The following is a 24,002-nucleotide window of genomic DNA, read 5'->3' on the forward strand; positions in this document are numbered from 1 at the left end:
GGGGGGGGGTTTGGGGGGGGGGGGGGGGGGCCCCCCCCCCCCCCCCCCAAACCCCCCCCCCCCCCGCCGCCCTGCGGTGTCAGAGCGGTGGCTCGGCCGCGAAGGTGCCTGCCCAGAGCGGCACGAACGGCTTGGGCTCGGATCGCTGGAGGAGCTGAAAGGCTTCCTCGACCCGGCCGAGCGCGATGAGGTGGCCGGCCAGGAGGGTGGGGTGGGCGGCCCCGTGGGGCTCCAGGACGGCGATGGCCTCCTGGGTCCGGCCCGACTCGGCGAGGAGGTCGGAGAGGGTCCAGGCCGCAGACCAGGTGCAGCCCTCGGGATGCGCTCGCGCCAGCCGGATTCCCTCGTCGAGCCGGCCGCAGGCGGCCATGAGCCGCAGCCGGAGCCTGAAGAACTCCCACTCCTCCCGGCCGCCACGGTGTGCTGAGAGGGCGTCGAGGGAGGCCAGGCCGTCGGCGGCGCGGCCGTGGTCGGCGTACAGGGTGCACAGCGTGTCGACGACCCAGTCGTCCGCACCGTCGAGGGAATCCGCGAGGGTGCGGATCACCTCGATCGCCTTGTCGCCCCGCTGTCGGCGGGCCAGGAGACCGGCCAGTGCCACCGCCGCATGGACCCGGTCCAGCCCTGAATCGTCCGGCTGCTCGTATACGGCGATGGCAGCATCCACGTCGACGCGCTCCTCCAGCAGCTCGGCGAGGCGCCGTACGGCGTGGCCATGGGGCTCCGAATCGGCGTAGGCACGCAGCTCCTCGATCCGGTCCCCTCTCGCCAGCAGGTCCGCCAACTGGTCCCGGTCGTTGACGGAACTGATGTGCCGGGTGTGCAGCAGGGCGATCGCCTCGTCCCGCCCCGCCCCCTCCGTGACCTCGACCAGAGTGGAAGCGAGGCTCGGGTCCTCGATTCCGGGGATCAGGCGCGCGACCGCTTCGTCGAGGTGTCCGTGCCGGGCGAGCAGGTGGGCAAGCAGCTCCAGCTTGAATCCCCCGCTCCGCGCGAACGGCCGCGCCTGGGCGATCGCCTCCTCCACCCGCCCCCAGCGCTCCAGCAGCTCCACTTGGGCGCGGACGGCCGTCCACCAGCCCGTGGCAACGTACAGGGCGAGGACGTCCAGCGCTTCCTCCTGCCGCCCCTGTCTCCGAGCCACCGCGCCCACTCCCGCGCGCAGAACCACTCCCCGCGGCGGCCCTGGCGTTCCACTTTCTCTTCGTGGCCGAGCGCAGGGAGCTGAGAGAACACTCTGATGGCCGTCCTGGTGGAACTGCGGACGCCCCGTCCCACCGCGCCTTCCTGCATGCCCCTGACTTTTGTCCGCGGACAAAAGTCAGGGGCATCGGCCGGTCCGGCAACGGCCCCTCCCCCACGCCCGGCTCCGACCCGGGACGAGGCGCGGCCCGGTCGACGGCTCTACGCGGACCGCAGGGCATGTCGGCGGGAGAGGGAGAGTCTGCGTCGTGAACGGTCCACTTCCACCGCGATGACCGTGATCTCCTCGCCGACCTGAACGATCTCCTCCGGGGCTTCGACGGGGGTCGGTGCGAGGTCGCGCAGGTGGACCAGCCCCTCGATGCCGTCGGCGACCCGGACGAAGGCTCCGAACGGGACCAGCTGGGTGACCTGTCCTCGGAGCCTCTCTCCCACGGCGGTGGCGTCGGCGAATATCTGGAAGGGGTCCGGCTCCATGGCCCGCAGCGACAGCCGCGCTTCTCCGTTCGTGGTGTCGAAGGCGAGGAACGTGCAGGAGATGCGCTGTCCCACCTGTACGACGTCGGTGGCCGCATCGAAGCGTCGCCAGGACAACTCGGGGATCGTGATGAACCCGACGCCGGGGTGGACGGGGTGGGGAGGGCCGTCGTCCAGCACTACGAACACACCGAACGGCTCGATCCGCGCGACCCTGCCGGAAAGCACCTCTCCGGCCCGGAGCGACGTCAGGAACGCCCACAGCTCGCGATTCTCCGTCGCGGCCATCGACAGCCAGGCGTGCCTCTGGTGGAGGTCGACGGCAGTCACCTCGGCAGTGATCCGCCGGCCCACCTGCACAGCCGAGGCCATCGGCTGGCGCCAGGAGACATCCAATGACCCCACACACCCCAGAGGGCGTGTGGGGAATCCATCCAGGGTCACCGACACCCCCCGCGCTGACACCTCTGCCACCATCCCGCCGCACAGGTCGCCGACCTGCATCGCGGCCAGAAACCTCGGGCACTCCCTGTCGTCCGACGTTCCGTCCATGCGCCCAGCCTCTCATCGTGGCCCCTCCCCGGTGTGGCTGTGTGGTGGCCCGACTTTTGTCCGCGGACAAAAGTCCGGGCGCCTGATGACTCGCCTCGCCCTCGGCCAGTCAGGGCCATGGCTGTCATGTCTCAGGCGATCTGGCCCTGTCACGGATGACCTGGTTCGCCGGCCCGGCTGTCAGTGAGGAATGGGAGGCTGCGCCCATGAGCTATGACCTTGCTGTGTGGGAGGGGGAACGGCCGGCGGATGACGCTGCTGCGGCCCGATGTCTCCACGATCTCCGTGACCGCTTCATGGACACGGAAGAGCCCGCGGTTCCTCCGGCTGAGCGCATAGAGGCCTTCGTCGCCACGCTCGTGCAGCGGTGGCCGGACCTCGCCGAAGACGACGATGACACTTCACCTTGGTCCACCGCCCCACTGATCGGGGAGGCCCGCGGCCCGTTGATCTACTTCCCCATGCGCCGGAGCATGGCCGACGAGGCATCTACCCACGCGGCGGAAGTCGCTGCATCCCTGGGCCTCAACTGCTTCGACCCGCAGACCCGGCAACTACGAACCTCGACGAGGACGCAGACCGGTCGAACCTCACTGAGACGAGTCACCGTGGAGGACTCCGTGGGCCAAGAGCTTCGTGACTGGATCGCCGCGGCGGAATCTCCGGCCTGGTCCGTGAGAGCCGCCGCAGGACGGCGGCTGGCGGCGGTGCCTCGGATCGAGAGCGTTGCCGGTGTCCTGCACCGTCTCCTGCTGGACGCTCAGGACACGGGCGTGACCTCGGATACCGCGGCGGCTCTGCTGGCCCGGAGGGATCTGGCCGGCCTGCGCGCCGTGCTCTCGGCCCGTGCCGTCGCCTCTGACGAGGGGACCGCTGATCAGCTCGCGGCGGAACTCGACTGCGACCCGCGCTGGGCGACCGGAGAGGACAGCGACGAGCTGATCGCGGACCTTCGCACGCTGGCATCGTCGGACCCGGAGCCCGAGGTGCGGAGCGAGGCCGCGCTGCGGCTTTCACGCCTGCGCTGACCGGACGGACAGTCCCGTCCCAGCGCAGGCGAAGTACCAGTGCCCCCGGGCGGGGGGGGGGGGGGGTGGGGGGGGGCCCGGCGGGCGGGGGGGGGGGGCGGGGGGGGGGGGGCGGCGGGCCGCCCCCCCCCCCGGGGGCGCCGACCCCCCCCCCCCCCCGCCGGGGAAAAATATTAAAACAAAAAAAAAACCCCCCCCCTCGGCCGGGGGAGACGGGGCGAGGCCCGGCGCCCCGCCCCGCGCGTGCGTCAGCCTCCGGATCAGACCGTGGTGCGGGTCACCGGGATCCACAGCTGGGCGTCGGAGTGGGTCGGCTCGTCCTGGGAGGGGCGAGTGCGCAGGATCTCCGGGCCCGGGCGGTACTCGTACGGGTTGGAGGGGATCCACTGGGCGGCGACGTCGCCCCACATCTGCTGCAGTGCCTGCGGGAACGGGCCGGTGTTCTCGAAGACGGCCCAGGTGCCCGCCGGGCACTCCAGCACGTCGAGGTCCCCGGGAAGCTCGGTCCCCGCCGTGGTGACCACCGCGTGGTAGTAGTCCAGGGCACTGCCCTCCTCGAAGCCGTCCGACAGACGCACCGTCGCCGACACCACCCCCTCCGGGTCCTGGTCCGAGAGGCCGACGATCCGCAGCATCGTCTCCGCCGGGATGCTCTGGATGTGTTCGGCTATGTGCGGGTTGACCCCCTGATAAATCAGCGGTACGCGGGCCTTCTTGCCCACGACCCGAAATGCTTCCTTCTCCACGACGCGGTACGGCATGGTGCTGTTCCCTTCGACGGTGAGGCGGAAGGAAAGCCGGGGCTGCGCGCTCAGAGCCGCGCCGGTACGCCGGGCCTCGCCGGGACCGATGCCGTGCACGGCGCGGAACGCCCGGGCGAAGGCCTCGCCCGAGGTGTAGCCGTAGCGGATCGCGATCTCCAGCAAGGTCGGTTCGCCGGCCAGGACCGCGGCCGCGGCAACGGTGAGCCGACGCCGTCGGACGTACTCCGACAGCGGCATCCCCGCCAGCGAGGAGAACAGCCGCCGGAAGTGGTACTCCGACGTGACCGTGATCCGTGCCAGGTCCGACACCTCGATGCGCTGGTCGAGATGCGCCTCGATGTGCTCCATGGCCTGGTTCAGCCGATCCAGCAACTCCGGCCTCCTTCCCTTTCGATCACCACGTTAGGAAGGACCAAGCCTGCCGCACCCGACATCCTGTGCCCGCTCCGGTCGGGTACGACGGGCCCGCCCGGCCAGGATCGCTCCGGCTCAAGCGGCCTGACCGGTGCGGAGCGGTCGCCGGGGATCAGATGGGTACGCAGAGGTGGCCGAGGAACCATGCGCGCTGTCGGATACGGGAACGGCCCGACTTTTGTCCGCGGACAAAAGTCGGGCCGTTCCCGCCAGAGCCTGGCGGTCGGTCAGCGGTTGGCGGACCGGCCGTTGCTGTCGATCAGGAGCATGGTCAGCTCCGCGCGCTGCTTCGGCGGCATGTTCTGGCGGATCGCCTCGAAGACCGCCTGGGGGTCGGCCCAGGAGACCGGGCCCGCTTCCGGGCTCGTCGACGCCTGCTCCGGGATGGCCGTCTCCGGCTCGTAGGCGTGAGCCGGCTGGGTGGCGGGAGCCGGCTCGGGTGCAGAAGGCGGCGCCGGTGCGGGTGTCGGCTCGGGCTGAGCCGACGCGGGAACCTCCTGGGGGAGGGGGGCCAGGGGCCTGCTCTCAGCCGGCTCCGCGATCGGAGTCAGGCTTGCCGCGGTTGCCGCCGAGGGTACTTCCGCCTCCTGACTTTTGTCCGCGGACAAAAGTCGGGGCTGAGGCTCGGCCTGCTCCGATGCCTGCTCCTGGACCGCAGCGGCGGGGCGCGGCTCGGCCACGGCCGGCATCGGCTCCGGAGCCGGCACCGAGGCAGGCACCGAGGCAGGCACCGGAGCCGGAGCCGGGGTCGGGGTCGGGGTCGGGGCAGGCTCGCGCGCCTCGCGCAGGAGCTCCCGCTGGGCTGCCTTGGCCTGGGCCTCCTGCGCCTTGTTCTCCTGGAGGAGGTCCAGCAGCGCAGCCGCGTCCGCGCCCGGCCGGTCCTTCGCCGCCCTCGCCAGGAGGCGTCCGTCGCGCTCCGGCATGTCACCGGAGCTCAGCATCCTCTGGATCTCCTCCGGGAGTTCCAGCAGCACCAGCTGGTTGGTCACCCAGGACGGCGACTTGCCCAGCCGCTCCGCCGCACGCGACTTCGCCCCGTGCTCCCGGCCCTGCTCCGCGCAGGTGTCGACGAGCTGCTGCACGCCCCGGGCGCGCTCGATCACGTCGAAGTCCTCGCGTTCGAGGTTCTCCGCCAGCAGGTGGTCGATGAAGTCCGCACGCGAGGCCGCCAGGTCGTCGCGGACGACGAAGTCCAGCGACTCCAGCCCCACGTGCAGGGCACTGCGGAAACGGCGCTCACCGTTGATGAGGATGTACGCCGACGTGCCGATCCGGCCCTCGTGGTCGGGCCAGAGGGAGAGGTACGCGCCACGGGTGACGGCGATGCAGGCCGACAGCTGCGCCTGGCGCAGCTCCTCGCCGAAGCGGGTCATCTCCTCGTCCGTACCGAAGTTCCGGCGCGGGTTGAGGGGAGTGGGGGAGACCTGGTCCAGGGGGACGCGGATCAGTTCGTACGCCGGCACGTCGCCCTGGGCAATGGCCTTGGCCCGGCCGCGCTCGCTGCGGCCGGCGGTACGGCGTGCGTTGCTGAAGGCCGCGCCGGTGCCGAGGAGGTCGCTCTTGCTCATGCCGCGATCCTCCGGGCGATCTCACGCATGGCCTCGGACTGCTCGCAGTCCGGTGCGTAGTGCAGCAGGGGCAGCTTGACGCGTACGGCCTCGCGCTGCTCCTTGAGGTCGGCGATGACGGTGATGACCGGCGGGTCGCCGAACTCCTTCCAGCTGTTGAGGGAGGAGGTGACGACGTAGCCCTTGCGGCTGTCGTAGAGGTTGACCACGAAGCCGAGCTGCGTGATCTCGATGCCGAGGTCGTCGATGAGGTCCTCGAGCTGTTCGCTGAGCATGTCGTAGGCGTCGGCCGAGGTGTCCTCCGCCTGCACCGGGATGATCACGCCCGAGCCCTTGGGGGACTCGCCCTCGCGGGTGCGCGCGTAGTAGAGGGCGGTGTCCATGGTGTAGCCGAGGCTGGGCGGGCAGTCGACGACGATGTAGTCGAACTCCTTCTCCAGCTCTTCGAGCGCCTTCTCCAGCGCGGTCTCCTTGGTCCGGACGTGGCGGGTGGTGGCCAGCCGGGCGTCGAGGAGGAACGCGTCCTTGCAGGAGGGGAGGAGGAAGAGACGGCCGGCGAACACCCCGTGCTCGATGGGTACGAGGAGGTCGCGGAGGCGGCCGTCGATCTCGCCGAGCATGAACTTGGCGAGGCTGGGCTCCTTGATGCTGAGCATCTCGGCGCCGAGGTGGCGGGTGAGGTGGCCCTGGGGGTCGAAGTCGATGACGCAGACGCGGGCGCCGGTTTCGGCGAGGGCCTGGGAGAGGCCGTTGCTGATGGCGCTCTTGCCCACGCCGCCCTTCTGGTTGCAGACCACGATCCGGCGCGCGCCCTCGTTCGCGGGGCGCCGGCGGCCGGCGGGGGAGGGGTGGGTGTCGAGCCAGAGGCGGATCGACTGGGCGAGGCCCTGGTTGTACGGGACCTCCCGTACCCGGCAGTCCTCCTTGAAGTCGCCGTACAGGCCGGTGGGGAGGTACGTCGAGAACGAGGAGGCCCCCGACGTGTCGACGGCCGTCGCCGCGGACGCGTCGGCACGCCAGGCGTGGACGCCCTCGGTGACGGCGTCCTGGATGTCCACGCCCAACTGCGCTGCGCGGACCTTGAGTTCCTGCCGCAGGGTGGCGGGCAGCTTGGCGACTACCTTTTCCCTGACTTCCGGATCGTATGGAGCGGTCATGCGGGTACCTTACTAACCTTCTGGCGGGAAGGCGAAGAGGCACACCGAAATATGTTGCCCTGATATGGGGAGGGTTGGCGGGAAAAGATCACCGGTTACCCTGGCCCGGAGGCCTGGGCCTGGCTGCCCGTCAGGGGGAGCGAGGGGATCCCGCGTGGCGTGGGGTGACCCGAGGACGGCCGCCGCCCCGACCCCTGAGCGACCTCGGCCTGGCGGTTCGGCGAGCAGGCCGTCTTCGACGGGACCGCGTGGGACCCCGCGGTGTACGACGCCGACCGCCCGACCTCCGACGTGGCGGCTCGGAGGGCACGACCGGCCCCGATTAAGCCTCACTGCTCCGTTGGGGCGATGCTCCACGCCCCTGAGGGGGCCCTACCCTCCGCCAAAAGCCCTGTGCGCCCCACTGGAGGCCTGTAGCCGCCGAGAAGGTCGCGGGACACCAGGGGAGTTGAGATCGGCCGTCTGAGGGGCCGTTCTGTCGGTCGATTTTTGTCCGTTGCGCCGGAAAACGAGGGAGCCGCCCCAAACTCGGCCGCGTTCGGCCGCTCGACTTCCGCTCAGCCAGTGACGGATCGATCTCCGGTGATTCGGTCCGCGACGCAGAGGCCCGTCGCGCAGTCCGGGCACGTGGCGTCGCCGAAGACGCGGGACCGGCGGGATGCAGGGGCCTCGTCTCGGCCTCGTGCTCCGCCAGCGCGTAGTCGCTGCTCCAGCTCCTCGCTCCAGCTCATGACGCCTTCGAAGCCGAGGACGCACTCCAGGAGGTAGGTGTACTCGGTGCGACCGGAAGCCGTCCGGAGATGTGCGTTCACCAGCGCCAGCAGAATCTCGATCTCCGCCGCGTACAGCGCGCGGACGTCGCCGACCGCGTGCGCCTGCCCGGAACCGCCAGGATCGCGCCAGCCAGGCTGAGGGCGCTGACCGCCTGCTCCCGGTCGTCGTCGCCCGGCAACCTCGCCGGCCATGGCAGGGCCGCGGAGCTGGCCGAGTGAACGCTGCCCTGATGACACGGCGCCGACCACAGACCGCTCCAACGCTCGGGGCTCGCCTCCTATGCGATCTGCTCCAGCACCGCCGGTACGTCTTCCCCGAAGCCGCTTGCGTGCCTGAGTCGCGACCAATCCGTCATGCCGGAATCCAATCCGGGTCGGTGAACCTACACCGCCGTCGGCGCATCCGACCGACCGCACGTCAGGGTTCTTGCCGGTTCCCCGGCTGCGGTCCGGATGTCCCAGGGGCCAGCCCCTGGACCCCGCCAGCGCCTGGCCGCGCTGGACCGGCCTTGGCATGGGGGGCTGCTCGCCCCCCAGACCCCCTCGCCAGGCGCTCGGGCGCCCTGGACCCGCTCCCCCTCACGCCCTGCCCCGGCTCCCTGACGGTCGCCGGTGCACCCCTCGGGCGCTGGGCGCCCTCACTGGGCATGAGGGCCGGGCAGAGCCGGGGCTGATGCCGGACGTACCTGGGGTGGGGGAGTGACGGTGGGTATGTCGGCTGGAGCCTGCCCGTGCTGAAGGTGCGTCGGCTGGTGTATCAGGGCGTGGGGAGGAAAAAGGCACCAAGGCATCGGACCGGATCGAGGGAACCGGCGCCCGTGGGGGGGCAGGTGCCGAGACGGGGGAAGGTTCGAGGGGCCGGGGGAGGGGCCGAGGGGCGTCGTCGGGTTGCTCTTTTAGTAAGAGGGCGCCGCGTTTTCAAGCCTCTGACCTGCGGTTCTGTTGAGTGTCATGTGTCGCCCACGACACGTTCGGGGTCCTCCAATGTGTACCTGGCGGGCACATTGCGCGGAAAACTCAAGCAGGGGTTGAGTTCTGTCCGGCGTCGGTCCGCGTGGCGGCGCCGCAGGTCAGAGGGTTGAGTCATGGGCGCCGAACGCCTCGCGGGTGCGCATGGCATCTACACCTATGTGTCGCTATTCCGACAACCGAAATCAAGCAGGCGTGGATTTCGGGGACTCCACGGCACCGAAACTCCACCCACCGTGGACTTTCGGTGCGGCGCTCGAACAGAACCTGACGCAGAGTCGTCCTCCGGCGCGCCGAGGCGTCAAAAGACAAGCAGGAGTTGATTTTTTGGATAGCCTCGGACCGCCTGAGTAACAAGGAGGTCCTGTGACATCTGATCCGCCCGCCCGTCGTCGGCGCGGGCCCCGAGCCGTGCCCGTCCCCACCGCCGCGGGCAGCGAAGCCGAGTACGGAGACATCCTGGCGGTCCTCGGCCAGCAACTCGGCGAGAAGGTCGCCGAGGCCACCGACCCCGGAGGCCGTCGTCGGCTCAAGGGAGTCCACTTCGAGTACGCCGCCGACCCGAAGTCCGTGCACGACATGGCCGGGGGATCCGGGTACAGCCTGGCCAGCAACTGGTTCACCCAGCTGCTGGCACAGCTCGCCGTGGCGAACAGCATCACCAAGTCCCAGCTCTGCGTCTTCCTCTTCGTGGCCGGTGGGCAGGTACCGGGAACCGGCGTCACCCCGTACACCCAGCAGGAGATCACCGATGGGCTGAACAAGATCGCCGCTCAGAAGGGCGGCAAGATGATCACGCGGTCCACGGTCAACCGCGCCGTCCAGGCGCTGTGCGGCTACAACTGGGTGGAGAAGGCCGGCCGGGGCCGGATCCAGCTCAATGTGCGCCTGTGGTTCCACGGCAACAGCACGGCCCAGCACGACGTACTCGCCGAGATCGCCGACCGGCACGAGCACGACGTGGCGGCCTTCCCCTACGCTGTGGGCCCGCAAGGTGCCCATCAGGAGGAACTCGACCTCGATTTCGGGGCGGCGGCCGACTATCGCGGAAGGAAACGTACGGGGTGATAGTGCTGCCAGGCCCGTCCTCCATCACGGACCACCGCCACCGCTCACGAGGAAGGCCGTCCCATGGCTAACGTCATGTCTCCGATCGTCGCGGAGCGCATCTGGGCCCTGCCGCTGTCAGGGTCCGCCGTCAAGTTCCTCCAGTACCTGGTCGCCCGGAGCGACTTCGGGGGAGCGCTGGGCGTCCGGCAGAAGGACATGGCGGCCGAGTACGGGGTCACGCCGCAGGCCGTCAGCGGGCTCATGGCCCCACTGTGCGAGCTGAACATCGTGCTCCGCCCGCGCAGCGAGGAGCGCAACGGCAACTCCTACCGGCTCCACCCGCTCGCGGCGAAGTACGAGAGCCCGGAGAGCATGGAGGCGGCCTTCCGTGCGGCCCTGGTCCGTATCCAGGCCGGCGACCTGCCCAACCTGAAGCTGCCCACGTACCACCAGGCCCCGCCCACGCCGACGACGGGCCGTCCGAAGCTCCAGGTGGCCTGAGCCGGAGCCCGCGGGGCAACAGGAACGGGAAAAGGACAAGACGAGGGGCCCTCCACATCGTGGAGGGCCCCTCGCGCCTGAGTAACTCGTGCCGCCACTATATCCGCCGTGCCCTGAGTTGGGAGCGCTGAACCGGGCAGCCCACCGAAGCAGTGTGAGGGAGCGAGCGCTCCTCGTCCCTGACACTGCTTCGGTCCTTCGCTCCTTCGGTCCCTTCAGTCCTTCGGTGCTTCGGTCCCTCGGTACTCCGGTCCCTTGGTCCGCACCGCCAGGGACTGAAGCCGACGACACCTTGAGGGGGCCCGCCGACAGCGGTCCGTGGACCCTCGGCGCCGTCCGTGTTCGGTCCCTCGGTCCCTGAGTCCCTCAGCCCCTCCACGTTTGCGCAGGTCAGAGCAGGTTCAGGCAGAAACGCAGGGACTGAAGGGACTCAGAATCCACTCTTCCAGCCTTTACGTGCGTGCGTGTATGCGCGGGCGTAAGCAGTACTGGTGCCATATTCACGTCATAACTAGAAAACTGAGTCCCTTCAGTCCCTTCGAATCGGGGAGCAACCGCCTGACCAGCAGGTTTGTCAGTGACTGAAGCGACAGGGACCGAAGGGTGCCTGACGGCCTTTACGACCCTGTTCGGGGGGTGAGCGGGATCAGGGGGAGGGGGGCCCAGGACCCCGGAGGGACTCAGTCCCTGGCACCCCGCGCGGGCGAAAACCGGCAATCCAGGGCAATCTTCATGATCCAGACTACTGCCGCCACAGCTCGGAGGGACTCAAGGGACTGAAAAATCAAAACAGTCGCAGCAGCTTGCACTGCTTCGGCGTGTCGCTGCGCTAGGCTCCGGCATTGTGAAAGTTTGGTCCCTTCAGTCCCTGCCGGGACCGGGGCCGACCCTCCCACCAGCCCACACGGTCCAACCAAGCCACACCGCACCGCCGAGGAAGACACACGTGCCAGCCCACAGCGCAACGCCGCCACCAGCGGCCGCCGTCGGCTCCCGGCACAGCCTTGGCGTGGCGCTCTGGCTGGCCTCCCAGGGCATGCCCGTCCACCCCCTCGCCCCAGGGACCAAGACGCCCCCCGCCAACTGCGCCCGCTGCCGGGAGCAGCACCACGCCCCCTCGGCCTGCCCCTGTACGGCGGAGGGACACTGGTGCCACGGCTTCCACGCCGCCACCACCGACACCGGAGTCATCAGGGACTGGTGGCGCCAGGAGCCGGAGTTCGGTGTCGGCGTCTCCTGCGGCCCGGCCGGCCTGGTCGTCATCGACGTGGACACCCACCCGGCCCCGCTGCCGGAGCGGGGGCGCCTGCTGCCGGGCATCCACGTCGACGAACGGGTCGACCTGACCGGGCTCGGCTCCGGCTACGACACCCTCGCGCTCCTGGCCGCGCTCCGCCGGCGCCCCGATCCGGCCCAGGACGGCGGCACCCTGCGCGTACGCACCCCCAGCGGAGGCATGCACATCTGGTACCGCGCCCCGCTGGGAAGCCCGGCCATCCGCTCCTCCAGCGGCAACAGCACCCGCACGGCCCTCGCCTGGCAGGTGGACGTACGGGCCACCGGCGGCTACATCGTCGCGCCCGGCACCCGCACCGCCGCGGGCACCTACGAGGCCCTGCCGGGCTCCCGTACGCCCGCACCCCTGCCGCTGTGGCTCAACGCCGAACTCGCCCGCACCGGACACCACCCCGCCCCGCAGCCCGGGCCTGAGCGCGCCCCCGGGCCCCGGAGCACGCGGACCGCGCCGACGCCTCCGACGCCGACGGCCGGGGCCGACGACGCCCACCGCATCCTCGCCCCCCTCCTCGCCGAAGTCCGGGCCTGCGCCCAGGCACCCTCGGGCACCGCGTTCGGCGAGAAGCTCAACCGGGCGGCCTTCACCGCCGGCGGCCTCGCCGCCGCCGGCCACATCACGCTGCCCGAATGCGCCGACCTCCTCACCGACGCGGCGAACGCGGCCCGCCCGGCCCGGCAGCGCCGCAACCGACTCGTCATCGACTCCGCGCTCCGCGCCGGCAGCCACCGCCCCATCCACCCCAAGGGACGTTCATGAGCAGCGCAGGAAGCACCGGCTTCGACGCGCACGCCGCCGCGGAGCAGCTCGCGGTCTTCGCCGCCGAAACCGCCGGAGCGGCCGGGACAGCCGGAGCCACCGGAGCGGCCCGCACGATCGGAGCGGCCGGCCCCACCGGGACGCCGGGAACGGCCGCGGCTCCCGGTGTCCCCGGTGTCTCCGGTGTTCCCGGTACCTCCGGGGCAGCCGGGGTCACGGACGGTGCCGCGACCGCGCAGCTCCCCGCCCAGCAGGTCTCCACGCCCGGGGCGGTCTCCCGTCCCGGTGACTTCGTCCAGGCCGGCCTGCTGGTCAACCTCACCGACCGCGGCAACGCCAAGCTCTTCGCCCACCTGCACAACCACCGCTTCCGCCACGTCGAGGGCCTCGGCTGGTACGTGTGGGACGAGTACCGCTGGAAGCGCACCGGCGGCGAGAAGGCGGCGATCTGGGCGGCCGGCGACATGGCCGAGGAGATGCCGCTGCACGACCCCCGGGGGCACTTCACCGACCGCGAGCTCGCCCAGCACCGCAAGCGCGCCATGTCGACCTCCGGCGTCAAGGCCATGCTGTCCCAGGCCAAGGCCTCCCCGGAGCTCGCCCTCGACCCCGACACCCTCGACGGCGACAAGTACGCCCTGTGCACCCCCGCAGGCGTCGTCGACCTGCGCACCGGCGAGCTCCGCAAGCCCGACCCGCTGCGGGACCTGCACTCGCGCGCCACCTACCTCGCCCCCGAGGCCCGCCCCACCCCCCGCTTCGCCCGCTTCCTGACGGAGACCTTCGGCGACGACGACAAGGGCAAGGAGATGATCACCTTCGTCCATCTCCTGCTCGGCTACTCCATCACCGGGGACGTCGGCGGCCAGGTGCTGCCGTTCCTCTACGGCATCGGCGCCAACGGCAAGTCCGCCCTCATGGACATCGTCATCAAGATCCTCGGCGACTACGCGGACGTGGCACCGCCCGGCTTCCTGATGGAGCGCGGCAAGTTCAACGAGCACTCCACCGAGCTCACCGAACTCCACGGCCGCCGCCTGTTCGTGTGCAGCGAGCTCAAGCCCCACGACAAGTTCGACGAGGCCCGCGTCAAGCTCCTCACCGGTGGCGACCGGCTCAAGGCCCGCCGCATGCGCCAGGACTACTTCAGCTTCGAGCCCACCCACAAGCTGTGGCTGCTCGGCAACCACCGCCCCGAGGTCGGCACCGGCGGGCACGCCTTCTGGCGCCGCATCCGCCTCATCCCGTTCGACAAGGTCGTCCCCGACCACCGCAAGATCGACAACCTGGCGGAGGAACTCGTCAACCACGAGGGCGCCGGCATCCTCCACTGGATGATCCAGGGCGCCATGGCCTACCTGAGGACCAAGCCCTCCCTCACCGGGCCCACCGTCGTGCGCACCGCCACCCAGGCCTACGCCACCACCGAGGACCACATCGGCCGCTTCCTCGCCGAATGCTGCACCACCGGCGACGGTACCGAGGAGCCGCGGGACTTCAAGGTCGAGCAGGGGGCCCTTTACCGCGCCTACAGCACCTGGTGCCAGGAGGGCGAGGGCCTGCGACCCGCCACCACCCGCGCCTTCGCCACGCGCATCCGCGCCGAGGTCGGCATCTCCTCGCCCGGCGAGATGCTCCGCTCCAACGGCCAGAAGTTCTACCCCGGCCTCGCCCTGCTCGCCGAAGAGGCCGGATGAGGCCGTACGGGACCGTACGAGGCGCCCGGCGAACGGGGCAGCCCCGGGGTGAACCGCCCGGGCCTACTGTCCGCCACCGCATCCAGACACCTACCATGGACACGCAACGAATGAGCCACCCACAGGACGCCGCCCCGCATACCGGCATAGCCCATGCCCGGCGCCCGGTAGCGTGGCCCGTCCGGCCCGTGCAGCAGCTACGTCAGACCGAGAGGGGACCGAGGCCATGAGCTCGCTACTTCAAGCAAGCGATCTCACCCACGAGGACAAGGTGGTGTGGCTGGAAGACCCCGCGCAGCTCGACTACGTACGCCAGGCCCTCGACAAGACCCCGCGCCGGCGCGGCAAGCCCCGCTACTACCGGGACGGCCGTATGGTCGGCTTCGCCGAACTCTGCGACAGCGCGGAGGCCGACCCCGACAGCGGCCTCCAGAAGCGCCGCGTCTTCTACCTCCTCCCGCACGACCGCGACGCGGAACCGGACGGCCTCTACCGGGCCGGCGCCCCCGGCGAGGCGGTGGACCCCCGCACGGTGGAGCCGCGGCACGTCGGGATGAAGACGGAACGCTCCCAGCGGGGCGCCGCGGGCACGACGACGCGCACCGTCGCCTGACACGGGCCCCTGGCCGGCAGGCCGGCCGGCCTGCCGAGACCGTGCACGTACTTCGAAAATTCGGTCCCTTCAGTCCCTGAGCGGGTCCTGTCAGCGCTCTGACCTGCAAGGACCGGCAGGGACTGAAGCGGGTGTACGGCCTCCCCATCCTTCGCGGCCCCGGCGTTCGGTCCTTGACCCGGCGGCGCCCAGGGCTCCGCCGGGCTCGGCCCGCGGGCGCGCGCAGACGGTGCGCCGTCCACATGCCTACGGGGTGGTGTCGCGGTCGGTCATGCGTCCCGCCTCGTGTCCGTGCGTGACGCACGGCCCGCGCCGAAGGCGCGCCGGATCCGCGCAGCAGGGGCCGCGAATCGAACGGGCGCGGTCCGAGGGGCGAGGGGAAGGGCGGAACGACGAGGGGGCAGGGAGTACATGCTTGCCTCCGGGAAGGGGTGGTGGGGTTCGGTCGACGGGCTCAACGACGGCGGTCAGCGTGTCGAACACACGTCTTTGAGACGTGCCGGAACCCCGGATATCAGGCGAATGCACGTTCGTGCCGGGTGCACCGACCCGCGCCGGTTCTGGCCCGAGCCGCGGATGCCCGATGGCCGAAACGCCGATGGTGGCCGCGTGCCCCGGCGGTCGACAGGGGTCCCGGGACATGAAGGCGCACCAGCGTGCGAGCATGCCCGGACGAACGTCGTCGACTCGTCGGCACGTGAGCCGGTGCCGGTGCCGGTGCCGGTGCCGGTGCCGGTGCCGTGCTGGTGGTGGGGCGGCACGGGCTTGCAGCGCCCGGTCGGACCGGTGTCGGGGAGGACGCATCCCCTTGTGGGCCGGGCGTCCTGCGTGCCCGTCAGCGCAGCCGGACCGCCCAGGGATGGGAGCCGAAGGTGTGCGTGATGGCGTCGGCGAGCCAGGCGCGCCGTTCGGTGCCGAGGAGGGGGAGGGCGGCGTCGAAGTCCTGCTTGTCCTTCGGGCGGGGGCGCTTCGCCTTGTAGTAGAGCTGGATCTCAGGCCTCAGGTAGGGGATGCCGTCCGGGCTGACCGCGCCGATCCCGGCGACCGGCCGGCGCACGCCGTCGTCGCGCCGGGACACCCACTGGCCGCGCCCCGCCTCGTCCAGCATCACCTGGATCCGCCAGGCCGTGCCCGGCGCGGGACGGCACCAGATGTCGTGGACGCCGGAGTGCAGATGCTCCCCGGGCCGCCAGGGACGCAGGGTTGCGGGCGGGTCGGCGGCCCACCACTCCCATCCGGCGAGGACCTCCTGTACGGCGTGCTGGTCGTCGCGCAGGAGCAGGACGTCGATGTCGTCGTGGGGGCGGAGCGCGCGGCCGGCTGCGAGCTCGATGGCGTGGCCCCCGGCGATCCACCACCGGCAACCGGCCCGGCCGAACAGGGCGGCCACCTCGCGCAGGGGTGCGGGATCCCAGCGGGTGGAGATTCCGGCCGTCAGGAGACGGAGGGCGGTCGTCGGGTCGCCGTCGTGGCGAACGGGGTTCTCGTCGGGACCGGGCGGCTGGTACCGGTCGCGGAACCGGTACGGGTCGTGCTCCTCGAAGCGGAGGTCGGCCGGGGACCCGTGGGCGTTGCGGTGCCGGATGCGCTCCCGCAGGGTGTCGTGCTCGGCGTCGAGCAGGACCAGGACCGGGACCCCGCCCGCCTCGGTGACGACCCGCCGCCAGTCGTCGCGCTCGGCCCGGGTCCACAGCCCGTGATCGAGGACGACGGGCCGGCCGTCCGCGAGGAGCCTGCCCAGTCGGAGCTTGAGGTCGTCCAGGACCGGCCGCTCGTGGGCGGAGAACGCGCCGCGCGGGTGGTCGAGGCCGTATACGCCGTACCGCCGGTGCATCTCCTCGTCGGGGCGGAGGCGGGTCACGCCCTGCGCCTCGAGGGCACGGGCCAGGCGGGACTTCCCGGACCCGGGCAGACCGACCAGCAGGAGGCAGCGCGGCCCGTCCGGGGCTTCGGGCGGGGAGGTGTGCTCGGGCATCCTGGCACGCTACCGCCGGACGGCCCGTGCCGGCCGCCGGTTTCCGGCGCGGGCCGTGAGGGCAGTCGTCGCCGCGAGGGATCCCCCGTCCCGCATCAACGGGTGGTTCGGCAGGGTCAGCGGACGTGGTTCTTGAGGATGTCGGTGTCGTCCAGGGTGATGTTCACCGGGTCGGAGATCCTCACGGGGTCCCCGAAGAAGAACGTCTGCGTGTGGTACCTGCCGTTGACGGGATCGGTGTGCAGGACCAGAGAGCCACTGTCGCGGTCGATGAGGAGGTAGACCGGGATCTCCTGCTCGGCGTAGGCGCGCGGCTTCTCGCGGCGGTCCCGCTGGTCGGTCCTGGTGTCGTAGGAGGTCACCTCGAGGACCATGACGACGCCCTCCGTTCCGGCCCATTCCCCCTGGCCCGCGAAGTACCCCTTGGGAGCGAGCACACCGTCGGGACGGGCGTTGCCGTTCCCGTACGCATCGACGCGGAGGCCCTGTTCCGGGTACAGACGCAGGTCGGGGCGCTGCTGCATGCAGTGCTCCAGCAGCCACATGACGATCTCGCCGTGGTCGCCGTCGGGCACGGGCTTGACTCCCAGCTCTCCGTTGACGAATTCGAGTCTGACGTCGTGCTGCGCGGCCGCTTCAGCGATGGCTTCGAAGGCCTCGCGGCTCATCTGCGGCCTGTCTCGTGTGATCACGGTGTCCTCCCGGTAGGGCCCCGGTCAGCGTATCGAGCCGGGCGTGGTGGTGGGTGGTCCTGCCGCCGGAGCGGGGGCGCCGAGCCGGTCGTCCTGGCCGACGTCCGCCGCCTGGTGGAATGCCGGCTCGGTGCGTGTCCGGCGGACCGGTTCGACCGGTCCGCCGGATGCCGTCATCGGGTGGCTGCCGTGCAGGACCCGCCGGGCCCGTGTCCGGCCCGGACGGGGGTTGGCCCCCGTGGGGTCGGCCTCGGCGCTCCAGTCGGCCGGCGCGCCCGGGACGCACGCGACGGTGGCGCTGTACGCGTCCCGGGTCAGGGTGTCCTCGGGCCGGGCCCGCGTGATCTCGGGCGCCGTCGGCCCGGTCGACCCGTACGGCGACGCTGCGCACCCGCGCCCCGACGGGCTCCAGGGCGCCGTCCACCCCTCCAGGCGGCGGCCGGTGCGCAGCTGAACCCCACCAGCTCCGCTGCGCCCACCAGCTCCGCTGCGCCCACCAGCTCCGCTGCGCCCACCAGCTCCGCTGCGCCCACCAGCTCCGCTGCGCCCACCACCCCAATCCCGGCGGACGCCCCGTCCCCACCCCCCTGTTCCGGCTCCTGCGACGACCCGTCGGGCTCCCCCCGAGCGCGGCGGCCCGCGCGCCCCACGCCTCGGCCTCCTCCTCGAACCCGTCGAGCCGGCCCGGCCTCCCAGGGCAGCGGTCCCCTGGCCCCTGCCACGCCCCACCACCGATGATGATCACTACGGGGTGACCCACCGGGGGAGGACGACGACCCGTACGCGCGCCCAGGCCGGCATGGGGCACCATGCCCGCAACACCCCGGCGGCGCAGGACCCGGAAGCTTCGCTCCGCCCGCTCCGCTCCGCCCCGGCCCGCCCCGACCCGGCGGTACGACCGCACCGACGAACGAGGAGCAGACCTTGAAGGTACTCATCGCAGGAGGCGCCGGCTTCATCGGCAGCACCGTCGCCTCCGCCTGCACGGACCACGGCATCACCCCCGTCATCCTCGACAACCTCGCCACCGGCCGCCGCGAGTTCACCGAAGGCCGTATCTTCTACGAGGGCGACATCAGCGACGGGGCCCTGCTCGACCGCGTCTTCACCGAGCACCCCGACATCCGGACCGCCGTCGACTGCGCCGCGCTGATCGTCGTCCCCGACTCGGTCGCCAACCCGCTCGGCTACTACCGCGAGAACGTCTCCAAGGGCATCCAGTTCCTGGAGCACCTCGTCCGCAACGACTGCCGCAACCTCCTCTTCAGCAGCTCGGCCTCCATCTACCGTGCCGACCCGGCGGACTTCTCCGTCGACGAGCGGTCCCCCCTCGAAACCCTCAGCCCGTACGCCCGCACCAAGGCGACGTTCGAGACGATCCTCAGCGATGTCGCCGCGGCCGGAACCCTCAACGTCATCTCGCTGCGCTACTTCAACCCGATCGGCGCCGACCCGCAGCTCCGTACCGGCCTCCAGGTCCGCACGCCCACGCACGCCCTGGGCAAGATGATCGACGTGCACCACGCGGGGGAGCCGTTCTCCCTCACCGGCACCGACTACCCCACCCACGACGGCACCGGCATCCGCGACTACGTCCACGTCTGGGACCTCGCCGCAGCCCACGTCAGGGCCATCGAACGGTTCGACGCCGTGACCGCCGCCGCCCCCTACCGCGTCATCAACCTGGGCACCGGCCGCGGAACGACCGTCCGCGAGCTCCTCGCCGCCTTCGAAACCGTCACCGGAACCCCGCTGGCCGCCGTCGAGACCGACCGCAGGCCCGGCGACTCGGCCGGCGCCTACGCCCGCGTCGACCTCGCCCGCGAGCTCCTCGGCTGGAAGGCCGAGCACTCCGTCGAGGACGGCATCCGCGACTCACTGCGCTGGTACGACAAGCGCGCCACGGTGATCGGCACCGGCGAGTAGAGCGACGCCACGGGGGCCAGGGGGCCAGGGGGGCCAGAGGGCGCGGGGCCGTGGAAAATGCCGGTGGGACCGGGGCCTCCCCGGTTATCTTGCCTCGTCATGAACAGGCCAGGGAGGTCCGGGAGGTCCCCAGCATGAGCAGTACCACGTCGTCCTTGCCCGAGCGGATCGAGCTGTCGGGGGAGGGGCTCGTCCTGCGCGACTGGAGGGAGAGCGACCTGGCCGCGATGCCGGAGCTGTTCGACCACCCCGACATCGCGTACTGGACGCCGATCGTGTCGCCCTTCGACGAGGCGGCCGCCCGCGCACGGCTGGTCCGGGACCGCCAGGTCCGGAGGGAGGGCACGACCATCCTGCTCGCCATCACCGTCGACGGAGACGCCCCGCTCGGCGAGATCATGCTGCGGCGCGCCCCCGAGGGCATGGAGATCGGTTACGCGGTCGGCCCCGCGCACCGGGGGAAGGGGCTGGCGGTGCGGGCGGTACGGCTGATGGCCGCGTACGCGTTCGAGGAGATGGGCGCGGGGCAGGTGATCCTGGAGCTGGAGGCCGAGAACGCCGCCAGCGTCGCCGTGGCCGGCAAGGCGGGGTTCAGGCTGCTCGACGTGCCGCTGATCACGGGCGAGGAGAAGGGGAGGCCCTACGTCCTCCAGACCTGGGGCCTGGCCCGCCCCTGACGCCCGGCCCCGGCCCGCCGGTCCCTTCCGGCGGGCGATCCTCCGTGTGCGCGGGTCAGCCCAGCGGGTGCCGGCCGACTATGGCGATCAGCTGGACGTCCATCTCGTCGGCCTGCGCACGCAGGATGCTCGCGACCGTCCGCATCGTGTCCTCGTCCAGACGGGCCGTGGCCGTCCGGTCCACCGTCGGCCGGACGGTCTCGTCCGACTGCGCGTGCTGGTCGAACGCCCGGGCCAGGTCGCGGAGCATCGCGGTGACGTCCTGGGCGGCCACGTAGAACTGCCCGTCGGCGCCGCGACGTACGAGCGTCTCCGCGTCCGTGTACCGCCAGACCATCTTCCTCACCCCACTGAGATCACGCCCCACCAGGCGGTGCGTCTCTGCCCGGACCCATCTTGCTCCCAACGGGTGCCGTCGGCGAAGGGGTTCGGGGCAGTCGGCGTGTCGGCACGCCGATGTGCACTCTTTCGTGGTCAACCCGCCCGCCCCGGCCCCTCCGAGCTGGCTGTCCTACGGCTCCGGGGGTCGGGGTGGCCCGGGCCGACCGTCTCCGTCGGGGTCGTCCGTCCCGTGGGCACGCCAGTCGGGCTGCGGTCCCCTCACCGCCGGGCCCCGCCCTGGACGAGGGCGAGTTCCCGGGAGGTCAGGGGCGGCCCGCTCAGCGGCGGGTACTGCGGACCCCGTACGGCTCCCAGCAGGACGCGGGGCCTGACCAGGCTCGTCAGCGGGGCCTGGAGCGAGGTGACGTCCGAGAGGTCCTCCACCATGCTGAACCGTCCGCAGCTCGTCCGCACCAGGCGGTCCACGTAGCGGCCCAGGATCCTGTCCCTGAGGTTCGGACCGCCCCCCTGGACCTCCGGGTAGAACACGTCCTGCCCCGTCGCCAGGTCCCACGCCGCGCCGACCGGCTTCGCCATGGCCCGCTGGACGTGCCGTGCGAGGCCGGGGGAGTCCACACCGCGGGCCCCGGCCTCCCTCCGCAGGACCGCGGCCGTCTGCGCGGCGACGGACATGCCGTGCCCGTACAGGGGGTTGAACGCCGCGAGGGCGTCACCCAGGACCACGAAACCCTCCGGCCAGTCCCGCACCCGTTCGAAGTACCGGCGCGTGTTGCGCGTGCTCCTGCTGAGCGATACGCCGGTGAGGGGCTCCAGGCGCGAGACGATCTCCCCGACCACGGGATGGCGGAGCCCGCGCGGGAAGGCCGCGAAGTCCTCCGCGTCGTCCGTCGGTTTGCCCGCCCTGGTACCCGTCTCCGTGACGATCCACCGGCCGCCTTCCACCGGCAGGATGCTGGCGCTCTGGCCGGGCCGTCCGCTGCGGGGATCCGACTGCACGCTGACGATGGGGAAGCCCGCGGCCCCTTCCGGGGCGCGGAAGACCCGGGTCGCGTACACCAGCCCGAGGTCCAGGGAACGCTCGGGCACGGAGGGCACCCCCAGCTCCTCCAGGTGACGGGGTGCCTGCGAGCCACGTCCGCTCGCGTCGACGACGAAGTCGGCTTCCAGGGTCCGCTCGCGGCCGTCCAGCCCGCGTACACGCACCCCCGTCACGCGGCGCGCGCCGCCGGTCAGCCCCTCGACGCGGGTGCGCTGCAGGACCGTGACCCCCTCCCCGGCCAGGACGTGGTCGCGTACCACCGAGTCCAGGAGGTCGCGGCTGCACCCCAGGACGAAGTGGGTCTCGCGGTCCCAGCGCCTGAACCAGCCCTGGGAGCTGAGCGCGACCATGCCGGTCGGGATCGGAATGCGGTTCGCGCCGGCCGCCAGCCAGCGGTCGGTGATCCCCGGCAGTACCGCTTCGGCGGCGTGGACGCCACCGCTCCAGAACATGTGCGCGTGGCGCGCCTGGGGAAGCCCCCTGCGGGGGAGCGGCCCGTCCGGCAGTTCGTCGCTCTCGACGACGAGGACCTCGTCCACCGCGCCGCGCAGCGCGGCGGACGCCAGCATGCCGGCCAGCCCTCCGCCGATGACCAGGGCACGCCGGTGGAGCCCGGTGCGGGCGCGGGCGGTCATCGGATCGTTCACGACACCGCCTTCCGCGGGGCCGCCGACGGGTCGTGTCCGGTCCGGCCGTGCCCGTTCCGGTCGTGCCCGGCGGTCGCGTAGCCCCCGCGCGCCGCCATGACCCGTACCGCGTCGGAGAGGCGCACGAGTCCGTCGTCGCTGTCGATCAGGCTCTGAACGCTGCCGTCGCCGTCGCCGTCGCAGGGGCGGGTGCGCAGGGAGTCGAACGCGGCGACGACCAGTGCCGCGTGCTCCGCCGCCCCCGGCTTCAGCGCACCGGGGACCGTCGCGCGCCCGGGCCCGCGCACGTCCGTTCCCGCGCGGTGTTCGAGGTAGGGGGCGAGGAGCCGCAGGCCGTCCCGGATGTCGCAGGTACGCCGCAGGTGGCGCCTGCTCAGCGAGGACCACGGGGGGATCCGCACCAGCTCGTACGGGATGACCAGGCGCATGATCTCCCACAGCGGACCCAGCCGGTGGTACCTCGACCGGCGGCGCCACTGCTTGTGCAGGCTGTGGCCGACGGCGGGAAGGGCGAAACCGATGCACTGGAGGAGTGAGGAGAGGGCTGCCATGGAGGGGGCCACCGTGGTGCTGATGCCGTCCCAGTCGTGGCCGGTCCAGCGTGCGCCGACGGCGAGGAGCTTGCCCGCCGTGTATCCGAGCCCCAGGACCCCTCCGGCCACGATCAGGACGAGCCCGGCGCGCAGCAGACCGGTGACCTCGCGGGCCCACCGCCAGCACAGCACCGACAGGACGGCCGTCGCCACCGCGTGGGCCACGAGATAGAGGACGATCATTTCGCGGAGGTAGGGCGTGGTGGAGTAGTACGTGTCGAAGTCCTGGAGCCGTTCGTCGGGTGCGTCTCCCAGGGCGAACAGGGCGAGCAGCGTGACGATCACCGCCCCGTAGACGCCGGCGCACCAGAGGGTGGCCGCACGCCGCCGCTCCTCCGGGCCCCCCTGCCAGGTCAGCATCAGGTTGATGACGCCGGCGCTCCCGGCGGTGACGACGGCGTAGACCAGCGGGGCCGAGAAGTTGGCGACACCGGTGAGCGCGTTCACCGCGGACACCGTCGGCGGCGCGGCGAAGAAGAAGACCACGGCGCCCAGGGGGATCACCACGGCCACCGAGCGGACCAGCGGATCACGCCAGTGCCGCACGAGCCCGGGCACCCTCAGGACGAAGGAGACGAGCAGGAGAAGCGCGGGGATGTAGTAGTAGACGCTGCTCAACGCGTGGCCTTTCCGGCGCCCGGCCCGCAGGCGGCGGCCCGCTGCCGGGTGTGCACGTGGCGCAGCCGGCGCCGGCGCATGGAGGCCATGACGGCCGACGCCGCGGTGTGGCCGACCAGGTGGAGGACGATCACCTCGCGCGTGTACGGGGTGTCGGCGTAGTAGGTGCCCGGGCCCGGCAGCTGCTCGACGGGCGCCTCCGCCTGCGCGAACACGACGGCCAGGGCGGCGCAGAGGGTCCCGTAGCGGCCTGAGCGGGTGGCCCGGTCGGGCTCGGGGACGTCGGAGGCCGTCGGCAGGTGCCGTACGGCATGAGCCAGTTCCAGCCCGTGGCGTTCCGCCGCGCGCTCCTCCGCCCGGTGCCTGCGGGCGGCGGTCCCGTTTTCCTCCAGCAGGACGGGGCCCTCGCCGCCGACGGTGCCCGGAGGGAGGGAGGTGCTGCGGAACTCGGTCTTCCGACCCCGGCGCCGTCCCATGGCGTCGCAGAGCGCACGGCAGAGCACCTCGGCCGGAACCGGAGGCTTCAGACAACCGAGCCCGCCCACCATGGCGTTCACGGACTGCCGTGATTCCCGCTGCTTGAACACGTGACTTCCCCATGCCCCTCTCCCGCGGAGGGCCGGAACACGTCCCTCCGCGGATTCCATGCGACCGGCCCGTGCCGCCCCGCACGG

General features: G+C 71.7%; 20 protein-coding genes and 1 pseudogene. 9 read left to right on the top strand and 12 right to left on the bottom strand.

From position 1 onward, the window contains the following. Positions 1-79: 79 nt before the first annotated feature. Both ACFY15_RS17105 and ACFY15_RS17110 read right to left on the bottom strand, forming a co-directional pair. Positions 80-1,144 (bottom strand): tetratricopeptide repeat protein, encoded by a 1,065-nt coding sequence (locus ACFY15_RS17105; protein ID WP_390690564.1) that lies wholly within the window; start codon positions 1,142-1,144, stop codon positions 80-82. Between the two features lie 260 nt (positions 1,145-1,404). Then, positions 1,405-2,010, bottom strand: a complete 606-nt coding sequence (locus ACFY15_RS17110; protein WP_390690563.1) for a S1 RNA-binding domain-containing protein — start codon at positions 2,008-2,010, stop codon at positions 1,405-1,407. 428 nt (positions 2,011-2,438) lie between these two features. On the opposite strand from ACFY15_RS17110, the gene ACFY15_RS17115 reads away from it, so the two are divergent. Next, positions 2,439-3,260: a hypothetical protein gene (locus ACFY15_RS17115; protein ID WP_390690562.1), complete on the top strand. Its 822-nt coding sequence runs from the start codon at positions 2,439-2,441 to the stop codon at positions 3,258-3,260. Between the two features lie 260 nt (positions 3,261-3,520). Here ACFY15_RS17115 and ACFY15_RS17120 read toward each other — a convergent pair whose 3' ends face one another. The 3 genes from ACFY15_RS17120 to ACFY15_RS17130 all read right to left on the bottom strand — a co-directional run bounded on the left by ACFY15_RS17120 (position 3,521) and on the right by ACFY15_RS17130 (position 7,163). Beyond that, positions 3,521-4,396, bottom strand: a complete 876-nt coding sequence (locus ACFY15_RS17120) for a GyrI-like domain-containing protein (protein WP_390690561.1) — start codon at positions 4,394-4,396, stop codon at positions 3,521-3,523. Between the two features lie 269 nt (positions 4,397-4,665). Further along, positions 4,666-6,006 (bottom strand): ParB/RepB/Spo0J family partition protein, encoded by a 1,341-nt coding sequence (locus tag ACFY15_RS17125; protein ID WP_390690560.1) that lies wholly within the window; start codon positions 6,004-6,006, stop codon positions 4,666-4,668. After that, positions 6,003-7,163 carry a ParA family protein gene (locus tag ACFY15_RS17130; protein WP_390690559.1) on the bottom strand — a complete coding sequence of 387 codons (1,161 nt, stop codon included), beginning with the start codon at positions 7,161-7,163 and terminating at the stop codon, positions 6,003-6,005. Before ACFY15_RS17130 ends, ACFY15_RS17125 begins: the two co-directional genes overlap by 4 nt. A 2,108-nt stretch (positions 7,164-9,271) precedes the next feature. On the opposite strand from ACFY15_RS17130, the gene ACFY15_RS17135 reads away from it, so the two are divergent. The 5 genes from ACFY15_RS17135 (at position 9,272) to ACFY15_RS17155 (ending at position 14,819) form a co-directional block, all read left to right on the top strand. Further along, complete coding sequence (locus ACFY15_RS17135; protein ID WP_390690557.1) at positions 9,272-9,973, top strand: hypothetical protein; 702 nt, start codon at positions 9,272-9,274, stop codon at positions 9,971-9,973. Between the two features lie 63 nt (positions 9,974-10,036). Beyond that, a complete protein-coding gene (locus ACFY15_RS17140; protein ID WP_042815027.1) occupies positions 10,037-10,456 on the top strand; it encodes a hypothetical protein in 420 nt (139 codons plus the stop codon). A 1,009-nt stretch (positions 10,457-11,465) separates the two neighbouring features. Beyond that, a complete protein-coding gene (locus ACFY15_RS17145) occupies positions 11,466-12,509 on the top strand; it encodes a bifunctional DNA primase/polymerase (protein WP_390825740.1) in 1,044 nt (347 codons plus the stop codon). Then, positions 12,506-14,206: a phage/plasmid primase, P4 family gene (locus ACFY15_RS17150; RefSeq protein WP_390825713.1), complete on the top strand. Its 1,701-nt coding sequence runs from the start codon at positions 12,506-12,508 to the stop codon at positions 14,204-14,206. The genes ACFY15_RS17145 and ACFY15_RS17150 overlap by 4 nt, the downstream gene beginning before the upstream one ends. A 226-nt stretch (positions 14,207-14,432) precedes the next feature. Then, on the top strand, positions 14,433-14,819 hold the full coding sequence (locus tag ACFY15_RS17155) for a DUF6009 family protein (protein ID WP_042812893.1): 387 nt from the start codon (positions 14,433-14,435) through the stop codon (positions 14,817-14,819). A gap of 835 nt (positions 14,820-15,654) precedes the next feature. On the opposite strand, the gene ACFY15_RS17160 is transcribed toward ACFY15_RS17155, so the two are convergent. The 3 genes and pseudogenes from ACFY15_RS17160 to ACFY15_RS17170 form a co-directional block, all read right to left on the bottom strand. Next, a complete protein-coding gene (locus ACFY15_RS17160) occupies positions 15,655-16,257 on the bottom strand; it encodes a nucleotidyltransferase domain-containing protein (RefSeq protein ID WP_390825741.1) in 603 nt (200 codons plus the stop codon). Positions 16,258-16,329: 72 nt separating this feature from the next. Further along, positions 16,330-16,794, bottom strand: a pseudogene (locus ACFY15_RS17165) (AAA family ATPase); the annotation flags it as partial. 116 nt (positions 16,795-16,910) lie between these two features. Beyond that, positions 16,911-17,486 (bottom strand): Uma2 family endonuclease, encoded by a 576-nt coding sequence (locus tag ACFY15_RS17170; protein ID WP_390825714.1) that lies wholly within the window; start codon positions 17,484-17,486, stop codon positions 16,911-16,913. A 238-nt stretch (positions 17,487-17,724) separates the two neighbouring features. On the opposite strand from ACFY15_RS17170, the gene ACFY15_RS17175 reads away from it, so the two are divergent. The 3 genes from ACFY15_RS17175 to ACFY15_RS17185 all read left to right on the top strand — a co-directional run bounded on the left by ACFY15_RS17175 (position 17,725) and on the right by ACFY15_RS17185 (position 20,089). After that, complete coding sequence (locus ACFY15_RS17175; RefSeq protein ID WP_390690554.1) at positions 17,725-17,940, top strand: hypothetical protein; 216 nt, start codon at positions 17,725-17,727, stop codon at positions 17,938-17,940. Between the two features lie 470 nt (positions 17,941-18,410). Beyond that, positions 18,411-19,412: a UDP-glucose 4-epimerase GalE gene (galE, locus tag ACFY15_RS17180; protein WP_390825715.1), complete on the top strand. Its 1,002-nt coding sequence runs from the start codon at positions 18,411-18,413 to the stop codon at positions 19,410-19,412. A 134-nt stretch (positions 19,413-19,546) separates the two neighbouring features. Further along, entirely contained in the window at positions 19,547-20,089 is a 543-nt protein-coding gene (locus ACFY15_RS17185) for a GNAT family N-acetyltransferase (RefSeq protein ID WP_390825716.1), read from the top strand. Positions 20,090-20,144: 55 nt separating this feature from the next. Here ACFY15_RS17185 and ACFY15_RS17190 read toward each other — a convergent pair whose 3' ends face one another. The 4 genes from ACFY15_RS17190 to ACFY15_RS17205 all read right to left on the bottom strand — a co-directional run bounded on the left by ACFY15_RS17190 (position 20,145) and on the right by ACFY15_RS17205 (position 23,915). After that, on the bottom strand, positions 20,145-20,426 hold the full coding sequence (locus tag ACFY15_RS17190; protein ID WP_390825717.1) for a hypothetical protein: 282 nt from the start codon (positions 20,424-20,426) through the stop codon (positions 20,145-20,147). 263 nt (positions 20,427-20,689) lie between these two features. Beyond that, positions 20,690-22,105 (bottom strand): FAD-dependent oxidoreductase, encoded by a 1,416-nt coding sequence (locus ACFY15_RS17195; RefSeq protein ID WP_390825742.1) that lies wholly within the window; start codon positions 22,103-22,105, stop codon positions 20,690-20,692. Positions 22,106-22,113: 8 nt separating this feature from the next. Beyond that, on the bottom strand, positions 22,114-23,328 hold the full coding sequence (locus ACFY15_RS17200; RefSeq protein WP_390825718.1) for an MAB_1171c family putative transporter: 1,215 nt from the start codon (positions 23,326-23,328) through the stop codon (positions 22,114-22,116). Then, entirely contained in the window at positions 23,325-23,915 is a 591-nt protein-coding gene (locus ACFY15_RS17205) for a hypothetical protein (RefSeq protein ID WP_390825719.1), read from the bottom strand. Before ACFY15_RS17205 ends, ACFY15_RS17200 begins: the two co-directional genes overlap by 4 nt. Positions 23,916-24,002: the final 87 nt, after the last annotated feature.

This window comes from Streptomyces sp. NPDC001373, from assembly GCF_042895815.1.
In the GTDB taxonomy this organism is placed as follows: Bacteria; Actinomycetota; Actinomycetes; order Streptomycetales; family Streptomycetaceae; genus Streptomyces.